This window comes from Mycoavidus sp. HKI (genome assembly GCF_020023735.2).
Classification (GTDB): domain Bacteria; phylum Pseudomonadota; class Gammaproteobacteria; order Burkholderiales; family Burkholderiaceae; genus Mycoavidus.
The window spans coordinates 712445-726361 of the sequence record NZ_CP076444.2 but is presented as its reverse complement, the minus strand read 5'-3'; the positions used below and the strand labels follow the sequence as shown (position 1 = coordinate 726361).

Below are 13917 nucleotides of genomic sequence, written 5' to 3'. Positions count from 1 at the left end.
TTGATCCAAATTCATATTATTTTATTTATTCATGATGACTGCGACGCACATTTTAGCTATTTCTGCTGCCCGCCGTATATTTCTCTCCTGCCTGTTTCTGAGCGGGGTCGGAATATTGGCTGTAGGGAGTACGCTCGTAGCGGGTTGCACACCGGCACAGCAAAATTCCGAAAAAGAAAACGTTTCAAAACGCTATCAAAACAATCCAGCTGTCGAGACTTTCATCAGTGATCTAGTGATACGCCATCACTTTGAGCCTAGCGTGCTACGCGCGCTTTTCACGCAAGCTAAATACTCAGCCGCGGTTGTTAAACTTGAACAGCCGTCCCTTGCAGCATCGCCTCGCGATTGGCGTACTTATCAGTCACGGTTTCTTAATGCAGAGCGCATTAATGCTGGCGTGCAGTTCTGGCGCACTCATCAAGCAATTTTACAGCGCGCGCAGCAAGAATTTGGTGTGCCACCTGAGATTATTGTTGGGATCATTGGCGTTGAGACTTTTTATGGCCGTAATATGGGCCGTCACCCTGTATTGGATGTCCTGACGACCTTAACTTTTGACTATCCAACGAAGCCAAATCAGTTGCAACGTGCAGCGCTATTTCGCAAAAATTTAGAAGCCTTTCTACTCTGGACCCGTGCTGCGGGTCTTGATCCAACTCGCATTTTAGGCTCCTATAACGGAGCCGTGGGTATTGCGCAATTTATGCCAAGCAGCGTTATACAGTACGCCATTGATTATGATGGTGATCAGAAGGTCGATTTAAGTACGAGCGTTGCTGATGCAATTGGCAGTGTTGCCAATTATCTGCGCCAACACGGCTGGGAAGCTGGCCGGCCGGTGATTTGGGAAATTGCCTCTGATAGCGGTAGCCTAGGCCTTGCGCAAGCCGGCGCAGATGGGAAAATTGAACCTCGCCGAACGCTAGGCGAACTTCATAAAGCAGGCCTATTACTCAATGAAACTCTCAACCTAGAGGCTGAGTCGAACACATTGGTTAATATTATCGATTTACCCACTCCTAAGCAGCCAACCGAATATAAACTGGGCCTACGCAATTTTGCTGTGATCACACACTATAACCGCAGTTTTTTTTATGCGCTAAGCGTCTACCAGCTTGGCCAGCAAGTTAAGCAGCGCTTGCAAATGAGCGCAGGATCATGAGAGCGCCATGATCGCCTCTTCTAGACGAACGGATAATCCTGCTGCACGGATGGTTGGGGTTGCAACTGCTTGCCCAAATACACTGGGACTACCCAATATTGTCAGAGTTTGCCGAGCACGCGTAATGGCGGTATAGACCAGTTCACGCGTGAGCCCGCCATGGGCTATTGCAGGCAAGACAAAAGCCAACTGGTTAAATTCCGAGCCTTGCGATTTATGCACAGTTAAAGCAAACGCAGTTTCATGAGGTGGCAATACAGCAGAAGATAACACACGCCAACCGCCATCCGTGGTTGGAAAAACAATGCGAAATTTATTTCCCGCAACGGGTAATGCAATGCCCATATCGCCGTTAAAAAGGCCAAGCGCATAATCGTTGCGTGTAATCATCACCGGCCGGCCAGCAAACCATGCTGCCCCGCTCGCCACCTGAATGCCGGCCATAGCGCATACACGAGTCGCTAACAACGCATTGAGCTTCTCAACCCCGCGCGGGCCTGCGCGTACGGCACTTAATACCCGATAGTGGTTTAAGGCCTCAAATAGAGGGCCTAGATCAGGACTCGCCTGCAGTTCAGTCAGCGCATATAGCAGGTCTTTTAACGCCTTTGCATACGGTGCGAAACCGTCTGCCATCAGGTTTAACGAACTCGCTGCAAGTGTCTCACCGTGATCGTCGATCAAGACTGCAGCCCCTGTTGAATCAGATAGGAGGTCTGCTTGTGCTGGCAACGTTGGCGGCTGTAGGACTAATGCCGCTAATGCATCCTTTGGCGAGCCAGCACGAATCGCTAGCGATAGCCGTCCGATGGCTGACTCAAGCCCAAAACGGTAATTATGTTCGAGGCGGCTAACACACTCGGCCAATCCTTTGCTGACATTCAGCTCAGCAAATACTGCCCCTGCCTCAACCGCCGCCAGCTGATCTTTATCACCTAACAAAATAAGCCAACTATGCGGTGCGAGGGCCGCGACCAGTTGTGCTGCCAGTGCAACGTCGATCATCGACGCCTCGTCAATCACAACAACATCATAGGGCAGCGGCACAGGAAGCTGAGCGTTAGCCTTTAAACCCGTGCCAAGCAATCGGTGTAAGGTGAAAGAGTGTTTAGGTAAGCGCTGTTTAATAGCTGCAGGTAGAGCGCTGGCACGTTCGGCGAGCGCGCTAAGCATGCGCTGAGCAGCTTTACCGGTAGGTGCCGCAAGCACGATACGAAGTGCCGGGTTAGCTTCAAGTAGACGAACCAGCTGACCGACCATTGCCGTGGTCTTACCTGTGCCTGGCCCGCCGCTGACTACAGTGAGTCGACCCGAGCAGGCGCACGCGGCAAGCACCTGTGCAATCCGCCGCTCATAGGCATAATAACGCGCCAGGTAAAGCCGCCCACCCTCATCCAGTACCAGCGGCAGCAATTCGATATCTGCGGCCTGGCCGTCACTGACCAGACCACTTGAGAATAGCCACCGCTGCACCGCCTGTGATGTTTCACCGAGGCGCTCAGCGAAGGCATCGAGTGCGATGCAAACATGTCCAGACGAACCCGCACGGCTTACTTCGGCCGCCGCCAGGGCAGTAACACGTGCGGCCTGGGCGCTGGCGCCAAGCTGCAGGGCCAGGGCATTGATGCGCTGCGCAAAACCCTCCGCTAAAAATAGAGATGCAGCTGGTGGCTGCTGCGTAAGTATAGCTGCATTATTTGCATGAACTGATGTCGGCGGAAAGCTATCCGTTAACCACCCCGACCTCATGAGCGCTCTCCATGCATGAGGCGATCCAGCGCATCGATCATCGCCGCTGTAGGTTTATGATGATAAACACCAGCCGCCTGCCCTTCTACCTGCCAGTCTGGACGCACGCCTCGCACAAATAAATATAAGTACCCGCCGCAATGCGTGGTGTAGTCATAAGCGGGCTGTTTAATGCGTAAATAACGATGTAGCGCAAGCGTATAGAGAAGCGCCTGTAAATGGTAGCCATGGGCAGCCATAGCAGTATGCAATGCGACTTGATTATAGTGAACGGCAGTATTGCCAAGATGGTTCGATTTCCAGTCTGCAATCCAGAAACGGCCGTCGTGCTCAAACACGAGATCGATTATGCCTTTCATATAGCCTGTTAGCTCGCTTGCCTCAAAGTCAATGTCTAGATAGCCGTGCGTTTTCAAGAGTGCGCGCAGGGCGGATAAATCTAGAGCATGAGCGGTAAAAGTAAACTCCAATTCACGGAAAATACGGTTTTCAGCCACCGTAGCAAGCCTCAGACCAGGCACCAGCTCTGTCACGGCTAGATCGCTTAATAAACGCGTCATCATGGCGACTGACACAGTAGGCTCTGCCCCTGCTGGCAACATGCGCTCTTGCAACACGCGCTCAATCGCTGCAGGCCAGCTCGCTGACGTAGTGAAATCTGTTAGCTCAAATAACCGGTGCAGATACTCGCCGGCAGCTGCACCACGCGGAAAATGAACAATATCGTCTGCCCCAGCAGACGGACTGGCAGCGGATAAGATTTCTGCCGGTTCAACAGGGCGTGCATGGCTTAAGAGCGAGCTAAAACTGGCGAGCCGCCAGCTGACAAAGGATGGCCGCCGCAGCACGCGCGCGCGCAACACTGCCGGCGGCGCTACGGGCAAGGGCTTTAGCGCACGCTGGTGCAGCATCGGCAACGGTTCAATCGTAATGAACTTCCCCTCAATACGTTTTTTAGAATTGAGCGCATCCAGTTCAGTTGTGTCCAAAACAGAATATTCATTAGCCAATGCATGCCAGCAGGCGGATATTTCGTCCTCTGTTGGCGGTTTAACTAACCAGCTTGAAAAATCATACCCGGCACCTGCCACCAGCCAGTTCAGCATACTTTGCCGCGCTTGCTTAGTTGATCGTTGTGGCCCGCTTATATACAAGCCAGCCACTATATAGCAGCGGTAAACTGCGCGCGTCAGCGCAACATAGATTAAGCGCACACGCTCAGCTGAGTGCTCAAAACTAGCGGCTTCCTTGGCCCGGTCTTCGTCAGCTTGGTCAGCGCCATAGTGAATCACCGCATGACCCTGCTCATCATGATATTCGCGCGCACTAGGTAATTTGTTTGAGGGCGCTGTACGAATTGCACCATCATTTAAAAATGGACAAAATACCACCGCATATTCCAAGCCTTTGGCCTTATGCACCGTCACAATCTGCACCAGATCGCGATCGGATTCAAGCCGCAACTGCGCTTCATCGCCGCCCTTGCGCGCGGCACGCTGTGTAGCAAGCCAGCGCAGCACTGGCTCAATTCCCGCTTGCTGAGCCGCATGAGCTTGCACCAGTTCCGCCAAGTGGCTTAAATCCGTTAAGCGCCGCTCGCCATTGGGGCCAACTGCGATACGTTGGGCGATACGCAAAGCGCGCAGGAGCGTGCGCCACATAAAGGCAAAGCCCCGTTCATGCCATAGCATACGGTAATGCGCGAATCGATCAATCCACTCTGCCCAGCCCTCGATTTGCCCTTGCGCCCATAGGTGAAGATTAGGCTCTAGCAGCGCCTGCTCATTGGCATCCATTGCATTGAGCGCCAGCGCATCTAGGCCAATCCAGTCAGTGGCAAGCGCTGTACGCAAGCGGCGTAAGTCGCCTGGCGCATCAATCGCCAGCAGTATATGCTCAAGGTGAGCCGCGTCTTGAGTCTCAAACACCGAGACTTGCGCCAGTTCAACGCTACCCACTCCCCACTCAGCCAGCGCCTGCTTCATCAGGCTTCCTTGCCGGTGGGTTTGCACCAATACGGCGATTTGACCCGCGCTAAGCGGGACAGCACCGATATACGTTGCCCCTTCTGACATGGGCGCACCGATCGAAAGCAGGCGAGCAATCTCAGCTGCGCAGGCATTCGCCGCCGCTTTGAGCGCTTGTGGCTTAGTGAGTATGGCGTCGCCATGCGGCAATAACCAAACGCGGCAATCCGGTGTCTGCGCCTTGGTCTCTGGTTCAAGCTGCTCCGCGGAAGCTAACCTTAAGCGCGGCGGTTCGATAAAAAGGTCGCGTGCACGCGTATGCGCACGTACCGACCGATAATCAAGACCAGGCAACACAAAAGCCGCCGGATTCGCGCTAAAAATCCGATTGCAGGCAGCAATTAACGCTGCACTTGAGCGTTGATTCACGGTCAGCGTATAGCATGCATACGCTTCTTTACGCGCCAGTAAATAGGTATATAGATCGGCCGCTCGGAAACTATAAATGGCTTGCTTAGGGTCTCCAACTAGAAAGAGCGGGCCATGCGGCGCAAAGATCTGGCTTAAGATCTCAAACTGCACTGGATCAGTGTCTTGGAATTCGTCGATCAAGGCCGCGGCATAACGCCGCCTAAGCGCGCGCACGAGTCCGGGATGCTGATTGAGCGCACCGTGTAAATGAGTGAGCAAGTCATTGAAGGACATCACACGCTGGGTGCGTTTTTTCTCACGTAAAGCGCCTCCTGCCCAGCTTAACCAGGCAGATAAGAGTGATAACCAGTGGGCGCGGTTAAGCGTAGCGGCCGTGTGTAATGCACTAACGAGTTCATCCGCTAGCTTGAAAAATGGATGGCTCGGTACGGCACACCCTTTTTTAGTGCGCTTTTCGAGGACTGATGCGGTGAGGAGTTCGGCTTTTTCACCCAGCGCAATAGACGGATTGCCCTCATCGAAATACCGTGCCCAGGAGCTTAGCGCCAGTGCGACTGTCGTGGGTTTATAAGTATTTGCATTAAGAGCGGGCAATGCTTCATCTAACTGCTGCTTAATCTCGCTCTGCTGCATTTGCCATAGGCTACGGGCAGCGGCAAACAAAGTCATCAGCGGCGGTGATGACACAGTATCATTGTGCCAGCAGGATTGATCTATATTGTTAAGATGATTTGCGCCGAACATCAGCCGTGCTAACGGTTTTTGTGCGCACCGCGCAAACTCTTCAGCCAGCGTTGCAGGTCCAGCCCCATGCTCAACCAGCCAAGCTGCAAACTCGGTATGGGCAGCAGCGGCCGGCTCAATCCGCGTACGCCAAAATTCAACGGCTAACTCAAAACGCACTATTTCGTCATCCGTTTGCAGCTCGCATTCAAATGGCATGCCGGCCGCAAACGGCGCTTCTTGCAGCGCGCGCTGGCAAAACGCATGGACCGTATAAATTGCCGCTTGGTCAAAACGGTGTAGTGCGTATTCAAGCCTGAGCTTTGCTTGAGCGCGCGTCATCTTGCTCTGCTCTATCACAGCCAGTAAGCCGGTCATAAAAGGATCGTCGCACGCGGCCACTTTTGTCAGTACGTGGACGAGCTCAGTCAAACGGCTACGAATCCGCTCATGAAGTTCAGCGGTCGCCGCTTTAGTAAACGTAACGACAAGAATTTGCTCAACATCGAGCGCTCTCTCAACTAAAAGACGCACATATAGAGCGCAAATATTCCAGGTCTTACCCGTGCCAGCGGATGCCTCAATCAGATTGACTCCATCAAGCGGGCACTTGAACGCATCAAATTCACCGCCATCACTATGGTTGTGCTGCTCCGTAGCGCTCACCGCATTTGCTCCGATGCGCGCACGCTCAAACGAAATACTGTCCACAAATCCGCCGTCTTGCGTACATATGCTTTTTCCAAAATGGTTCTAAAGTACTCACCCATTTCCTCAAAAAAGGGGGACCTATTTCTATCTGTATAGGACAATTTAAAGCTTTACTCGCGATTAGCTGCCAGTTCGCTCAAGATGCTCGTTCAGCGGCATCAATACTGCTCGCGCAAGCGCCTTAAAGCGCGCATCCAAGGCCCCTTCCGGCGGTTCACCGCGCAGCATAAGCTGCAGCCATGCATCATCCATTTCAGCCACGGTTTGCCGCGCTGTTTGATTGCCAGCCCACATTCTACGAGCGGCTTCCTCTCCATCATTGATAAAAGCCCATGCGCTTTTGGGGAAAAAATGCAGCGGCGCACAGCGGCCTGCACGATAAAGCGCAATTAATTCAGCCAAATAGGTCTGAGCGTCATTAACCGTGTTTAAAGTAAAACTCATCGAGTTGCCTAGCCATACTGTGCGCAGCTTCACCCCCGCCGGAGCCATCACACATAAAACTAGATGACGCAGCCATGCGCCAAGATAATCACGTGCGCCAGGCCGCCCATGGCGATACAGAATCAACCCGTCTTGACTGACATCATGCAATACACCCATCAACTGAAGCCGGCTACCTCCGCCAGCCGCGGCACTGTGCTCACCTAACAAGCATGGGACATCAGGCCATTTTGGCTCCAGTTCAAGCGTGAACGGATAGCTCGCCACTCCAGCCGTACGGGCCAGACGAATGCGCGCAGCAAGTGCTGCCAGTGCATCCAATTCGCGCGTGCACACAAATGCGCCGGTTGCGCCATTCGGTAGCTCGGGGCTTGCTTGCGCAATACAGCGCGCGTGCTCGAATAAAACAGGCGGCACCCCCTGAGTTTGATTGGCCCCGATGTCTTCGGGTTGCTCTCCTATGGCCAGCAACAGAGGCAACAGACGTTTTGCCAATGCATCACGCCCAGCATACTCAAGGGTGAACGGCTCAAAATCGGATAGCTCGTGCTGAGCACGAGCCAGGGCGAGACCCAGTCTATCGCGCAATAATGCCCGCACTGGATGTTGCCAGAAGCGCTCGAAATCATCAAAGATGATTTCCTGACTTTCCTCTAGCGGCAGCGGTGCACTAAAAAACGCCGCTGCACTCCTCTCAGCGGAAGGCGCATTGAGTGAGTTAAGCGCTGTGGCAATTTCCGCGCGATCTGAATCATAAGTAAAAAGCGCGCCATCATTGCTTAGATATTCGGCGGAGAAAGATTGCAACGGATGCTCAATCACAAAGCGCCTGCGCGCCGCCGCCATTTCAGTCTGCGTAGCATCCGGCCCCGCCAACGCCTGGCTTAGATAATCCAATAATTCACTCACCACAGCAGCACTGGGCAGTGGGGTGTTATCACGAATACTACGGCCAGTATAAGCCAGCAATAAACAATCGCGCGCAGCAAGCACCAAATCAAGAAACAAAGTACGTTCATCATCGCGCCGTTGGCGATCTCCCGGCTGGCTGAAGCTAGCCATCAGGTCAAACTCATCTGTCCGCACCTTACCCGGCAACACACCCTCCCCCATATCAAGCAGACAGACGACACGATAGGGCAGACCCCGCAAGCTCGTCAGCGCAGAGAAGGTCACGCCCCCCGTTGGCACACCACCCCGCACTGGCTGATTAAGCACGCGGCCAAGCGCCAAGCGCAGTACGGCTGCTGATAAAGGCTGCTTTGCGCCCCCAGCTTCCATCGCCTCAGTGAGCTCTATAATCGTAGCGCGTAGATCAGCGATTGGTTGGGCTGATTCAGCATCTGTTACGAAAAAACGCTCGATGGCATTGAGCAAAACAATGCGCCAGGCGGCTGCCGGGCGAGCCAACGCGCATTCATCCGCCAAGGCAGCCAGATCATCAATGAACCGTGACAAAGAACCTAACAGGCTAGCCTGAGCGCCACTGACAGAGAGTATAGGCAAATAACCTTCAATCGGCAGCGCCCCAGCGGGCAAAGCATAGCCAAGATAGAGCCGCATTAAGGCGTCGGCAAAAGTGTGGCGTTCTGGCGCACTGAGGCTGTCATGACTGCTCAGGGTGTCATTGGATGGCGCCAGACCGCGCCGGGCAAGCGCTGTGGCAAGCCATAGCCGGAGCGTTTCGAAGACAGCTGCATCACTCCCGTCCTGGGTGTGCATAGAGGCGACAGCATCGATCTGAGTTTTGTCCGCTTGGCAAATGTCATAACGCGCGGCCAGTGCGTCAGTGCGTAGCCATTCGATTAAATTTGCTACGCCAATGTTGCGTGCCGGTAGGTCGAGCATTTCGTACAAAACGCGCGCCATCGGGTTGGTGTGCAAAAGCGGCAACCCTGTAATGCTATAAGGAATACGGCGCTTGCCATCAGTCGCGCCGAACACCGCATCAATCAGCGGGGCGGCGGCGGCCAAATTAGGCAACACCACCAGCACATCGGACGACGTCCATGAAAGATTTTCATCCAATAGCGCGAGTAGCCGGTCATGCAACACTTCAAGCTGGCGCACTAGGCTATGGCAAACATGCACTTCGATGCCGGTCGCAGCCTCCTCGCCTACCGCTGGCGGCACTGGCCACTGTTGCAAATTGAGTACAGCATTTTGTAACGCTGCGAGCCAAGTCGAGGCATCGTTTTCAATATAGTGCGCAGTCTCGCTACTGACTGTGCCTTCGCTTAGCTCTTGCAATAAATGTAACTGCGCCTGTGTTTGCCGGCCCCATTCAGCCAGTAGCAGATTGCCTGTTTCGTGATAATCAGCCTTGTTGCCTAATGCCAGTTCAGTCACCCGAGCCGCATCGACGATGTCATACCAATATTCACGGCAAGGATTCATCACATATAGGCGCACCTCGATCCAGCGCGCCAGCTCACGCAATAGAGCAATATGCAATGGCGGCATTGCGGGTAAAGCGAAGATACTCACAGATTTAGGCCAGCCGGCACGCGCCACGCTCTCTGAACTCAGCGTAGAGGCTTCATTGAGAAAGCGATAGGCGCCGGGTGCGCTCTCGCCTGACATTGCAAGCTCAGCAAAGATTAAACGCCATAATTGTGCTTGCCAGCGCTCATCGCTTTGCCAGGTAGCACCTATGCCAATATCATTTGGCGTCTGGCCTGGCGCCATCGAGCGCCGAGCCATCAGCGAGCGACCTTCGTACCAGGCGGTAAGCCAGTCTGGGCGGTAGGTTAGATATTGATCAAAGAGCACTGCAACACGCTCGGCAAACTCATAGCGCATGGTATCGTCGGCCGCCTGCAAATAAGCACCAAGTCTCTCCTTATCCTCATGCGGCCATGTGCGCGCATCCAACCAATGGTAGCAATGCCATACCAACCGCTCTGGCGCAAAGGGAGAATGCTTAGGAATCTCATAGATGCGGCCGATTTGTGCCCATAGCCATTGTGCTAAATAAGCAAAGTCGACATTCATGCAGATGCCAAAGCGCGTAGCAATATCTAATTCGAGGCGGCGGCGCAGGGCAACGCTAGGCACAATAATAGAAGTGGCACACCAAGGATCGGACTTATCATCGGCCAGGTTATCCAGCAAAGCATCCGTCAGCGCTTCATAGCGATTTGAATAAAACAGCTTAAGCATTCGATTTTTGCTTTGGCACCCATTGACCGCTGTTAGCGTCTTTTTGATAGAAGCGCTTGACAGCTGCCCACGCTACTTTGTGAGCAGTTTCCTCTTGTGAAGCGTTATCTCTACGGTCTTTCTCATCACGGTATTCGTCCCACGCATGATTGAAAGCTTCTTTGTAAATTTCCTGTGCATGCTGAGGGAGATGCGCTTGTACACTTTCGGGTAAATCATTGATCTCTCTATAAGGCATAGCGTTCTCCGAAAAACAACCCGAATAACAGAATACCACTTTCACAAAAATACGCTAGACTCTTACCCTCCGCCTGGTGGAGGCGTACCGGCTTTTTTATCTCCATGCGCTACTCAACACAAATTAAAAAGTTCTTATATAGCCAATATTTTTATGGAGGGCTACGCATCGCGTTTGGCATTTCGTTGCCGGCGGTGTTAATGCTTGCGCTATTTCACGACCGAGCGCTAGGTTTTACCATCGCCACCGGCGCGCTTGGCGTCTGCGCAGTGGATAAACCAGGACCGCTTAAGCATAAACATAACGATATGCTGCTCTGCTCGCTGCTTGGTTTTTTTGCGGCATTTGCGACCGGCCTTGCCACCGGCGCCCCGCTGCCGCTATGGGTGACCATTGCGCCCCTGAGCTTTGCTCTGTCAATGTTAGTGGTGTATGGCGATAAATGGCTGCAAATTAGCTTTGCCACGCTCTTTATGATGATTGCCACCCTGGGCAACCATTTCACTGTCTTAGAGGCACTAATGAATGCCGCTTGGTTATTGCTTGGCGGACTTTGGTATACCTATTGGAGTACTTTAGTTAACCGCTGGCAAGCCGAGCGTATTGAACAGCAATCGATTGCCGAAAGCATGTTTGCGACAGCCGAATATCTGCGCGCCCGCGCCAATTTTTACAAACTGAATAACGATCTTGACGAGTGCCACCAGCAACTCGTGCTTAAACAAATTGCCGCCATCGACAAACACGACGTCGCGCGAGGCATTGTACTGCGCAATCTGCCTGTGCTGCGCGCAGGACACCTCGATGTACGGCGCACCATGCTTTTTAATCTGTTTATCAATATTGTAGATCTGCATGAAACCGTGGTTGCCGCACACGTAGATTACACTTTAATGCGCACTGTATTTGCAGATTCAGATGTGCTTATTTTTTTCCACGATTTTCTACGAAAATGCGCCCGCGATCTTGAAAATATTGGGCTTGCCGTATCGCAAAACAGCGCTTCGCAACAACTTGTCACCCTCAAAACTGAACTGCGCGCCCTTGAATTTGAAATTGACGTTAAGCGCAAAAAAGCCTTCCCGGCACAAGAACCTGAAGCTTATGCAATGCTCGTCGCCGCTTTCCGGCGCGTCTGGAGTGTCTCAAGGCTGCTCAATAAAATGCATCGCAATACGCGCAGCGATAATCCTCAGCCCACCACTGAATTACAACTTGATAAAGCCTTGCAGCATTTCTTACAGCGCCAGCATGTGCCACTACGGCAGATTTTTTCAAATTTGAAAATCGCCTCACCCAGCTTTAGGCATGCGCTACGCGTGAGCATCGCCGTGGCACTCGGACTGTGGATCGGCACACTACTGCCTCTGACTAATGCGTATTGGATCTGCTTAACCATCGTGATCATTATGAAACCGGGGTTTTCTCTCACTAAACAACGCAATACGCAACGGTTGATTGGCACAGTCATTGGCTGTGCTGCGAGCGTTGCTTTGATTTTGCTAGTGAAATCCCCTGTCACTCTACTACTCGTGATGTTCACGTGCATGGTCATGAGCTATAGCCTGGTGCTTTTTAACTATACTGCAAGCGTGGTTTTTACGTCTTCTTATGTCTTACTTTTATATCATCTACTCGCACCAGAAGGCATGAGACTGATTGGTGAGCGCGCACTCGATACCGCTATTGGCGGCGCCATTGCGCTTGGCATTAGCCACCTATTTCCATACTGGGAATATCGCGTAATGAAACCGCTGGTCAAAGAAATGATTGCTTCAATGCGGCAATATTTCGACGCCATCTGCATGGGCGCCGGCAAAACAGCCACGACTAACGCTCTACCGGCTTCACCCGCCATCAGCAACGACTTCCGCTGTCGGTTGGCGCGTAAAAATACACAGATCGCCTTTGCCAATCTAGGCAATGCATTTGCTCGCATGATGTTAGAACCTAAGGCACAACAAAAATTCGTAGCTGAAATAAACGACTTATTAATCCAAAGCCATACACTTGCCTCACAAATGGCGGCAGCTGCACCTTTATTAGCGGCAGACGGCACAGCTGACAACCCTGCGCTCGCCCATGCACTGAGTGCAATACGCGAAAATCTGATGCAAGCAGAAGCAGGCGCGCAGGTAGAAAGTGATTTTGCGCAGATCAAAAAAGAGCTAACGCACAGATTGGATGCAATGGTCATCGAGGCCGAACAAGCGAATACTGAGCCTAATGAAATCGTACAAGAATTAAAGCTGCTTGCACTCCAGTGCAAACAGATGGTTACTGTATCGCAATTAATCTGTAAAGATGCAGGCGCGATTCAACTGCCTGCCCCAACACATTAAAAATCACAGCAAATGCAAGCCTTAGTGGCTTAACTGCTTTAGCTTTAATGTTGCAATTTTCTCATCAGAAAGTTGGGTGACTTGTTTGATGAAATTTAGGGCAGCGCCTGATTTCAACATATTTTCAGCAATGGTGAGAGCCATTTGACGCTCACCTTTTTGCAAGCCCTTTTGCAAGCCTTCTTGCAAGCCCTTTTGCCGTCCTTCCTCAATTAAATATTGTGCAGCAGACATAATGTCCTCCTGATAATTTGGTGCAATGCTGATCATAGATTGGACAAAATGTTCGTCCAATCCCCGGCCTTCTTTTGCTAGATAATATAGCAATCCTTTTCTCTTTTCAATGGATAATGGATAGCGTTCAAAAAGCTCAAAAATTTTAGGCGCGAGTTGCTGTAAATCCAAACTATGAATATACTTTTGAGCTAATTTCAATACCGCGCAACGCTTATGTGTCATCAAGATATTGTCTGCTATTGCCGACAAATCGATCAGTTGGATGGGCTTGATTAATACAAACATTTCTTGTGCCAATGGTTTATCTCGAAAGCAATCCAAAAGACTAAGCGGGCCTCGATAAGCAGTTGTGCCTCGATAAAAGATAATCGGAAATACAGCCGGTAATAGCGTGTCACCTTGATTAAGATGCTGCTTCATGATCGCGCTTTGATAGCGCCACAGCTTAAAAGGCGTCAGCTTCCCCACAGCACTTTCATGCTCGAGCAAAATATATGCCGCTCCTTGGCCTTTGAGCACACGGATTGAATAAACGATATCGCAATAATGCTGGCTTAAATCAGCCTCAACAAATGCGCCGGGTGCAAGAGCCAGCGTATTAAAATCAAACTGTTGTTGCAAAGAAGAAGGCAAGTGGATTTGCAAAAATTCTCGGGCGATATCCACATCCATCAAAAAAAGTTTGAACAATGCATCATGTGGCATCGATAGTGTATTCATTCTGCCCTCGCCGTGTAATGAGTCGGC

General features: G+C 51.9%; 7 protein-coding genes. 2 read left to right on the top strand and 5 right to left on the bottom strand.

The genetic code is table 11. From position 1 onward, the window contains the following. The first annotated feature begins 31 nt into the window (after positions 1–31). Positions 32–1165: a lytic murein transglycosylase B gene (mltB, locus tag KMZ15_RS02985; RefSeq protein ID WP_223694041.1), complete on the top strand. Its 1134-nt coding sequence runs from the start codon at positions 32–34 to the stop codon at positions 1163–1165. On the opposite strand, the gene recD is transcribed toward mltB, so the two are convergent. From recD to KMZ15_RS02965, 4 genes are all read right to left on the bottom strand, one after another. Then, positions 1160–2914, bottom strand: a complete 1755-nt coding sequence (gene recD / locus KMZ15_RS02980; RefSeq protein ID WP_223694039.1) for an exodeoxyribonuclease V subunit alpha — start codon at positions 2912–2914, stop codon at positions 1160–1162. The genes mltB and recD overlap by 6 nt on opposite strands. Further along, complete coding sequence (gene recB / locus KMZ15_RS02975; protein WP_223694663.1) at positions 2911–6702, bottom strand: exodeoxyribonuclease V subunit beta; 3792 nt, start codon at positions 6700–6702, stop codon at positions 2911–2913. The genes recD and recB overlap by 4 nt, the downstream gene beginning before the upstream one ends. Before the next feature lie 165 nt (positions 6703–6867). Further along, positions 6868–10353 (bottom strand): exodeoxyribonuclease V subunit gamma, encoded by a 3486-nt coding sequence (gene recC, locus KMZ15_RS02970; protein WP_223694036.1) that lies wholly within the window; start codon positions 10351–10353, stop codon positions 6868–6870. Next, positions 10346–10591, bottom strand: a complete 246-nt coding sequence (locus tag KMZ15_RS02965) for a ChaB family protein (protein WP_223694033.1) — start codon at positions 10589–10591, stop codon at positions 10346–10348. Before KMZ15_RS02965 ends, recC begins: the two co-directional genes overlap by 8 nt. A gap of 104 nt (positions 10592–10695) precedes the next feature. Here KMZ15_RS02965 and KMZ15_RS02960 point away from each other — a divergent pair, with 104 nt between their 5' ends. Next, positions 10696–12933: an FUSC family membrane protein gene (locus KMZ15_RS02960; RefSeq protein ID WP_223694031.1), complete on the top strand. Its 2238-nt coding sequence runs from the start codon at positions 10696–10698 to the stop codon at positions 12931–12933. Positions 12934–12954: 21 nt separating this feature from the next. On the opposite strand, the gene KMZ15_RS02955 is transcribed toward KMZ15_RS02960, so the two are convergent. Then, on the bottom strand, positions 12955–13890 hold the full coding sequence (locus tag KMZ15_RS02955) for an Rpn family recombination-promoting nuclease/putative transposase (protein WP_223694028.1): 936 nt from the start codon (positions 13888–13890) through the stop codon (positions 12955–12957). Positions 13891–13917: the final 27 nt, after the last annotated feature.

Excerpts from the sequence above, each read along its gene's own strand:
- recC (WP_223694036.1), bottom strand. The coding sequence starts at position 10,353 with ATGCTTAAGCTGTTTTATTCAAATCGCTATGAAGCGCTGACGGATGCT.
- KMZ15_RS02965 (WP_223694033.1), bottom strand. The coding sequence starts at position 10,591 with ATGCCTTATAGAGAGATCAATGATTTACCCGAAAGTGTACAAGCGCAT.
- KMZ15_RS02955 (WP_223694028.1), bottom strand. The coding sequence starts at position 13,890 with ATGAATACACTATCGATGCCACATGATGCATTGTTCAAACTTTTTTTG.
- recD (WP_223694039.1), bottom strand. The coding sequence starts at position 2,914 with ATGAGGTCGGGGTGGTTAACGGATAGCTTTCCGCCGACATCAGTTCAT.
- KMZ15_RS02960 (WP_223694031.1), top strand. The coding sequence starts at position 10,696 with ATGCGCTACTCAACACAAATTAAAAAGTTCTTATATAGCCAATATTTT.
- mltB (WP_223694041.1), top strand. The coding sequence starts at position 32 with ATGATGACTGCGACGCACATTTTAGCTATTTCTGCTGCCCGCCGTATA.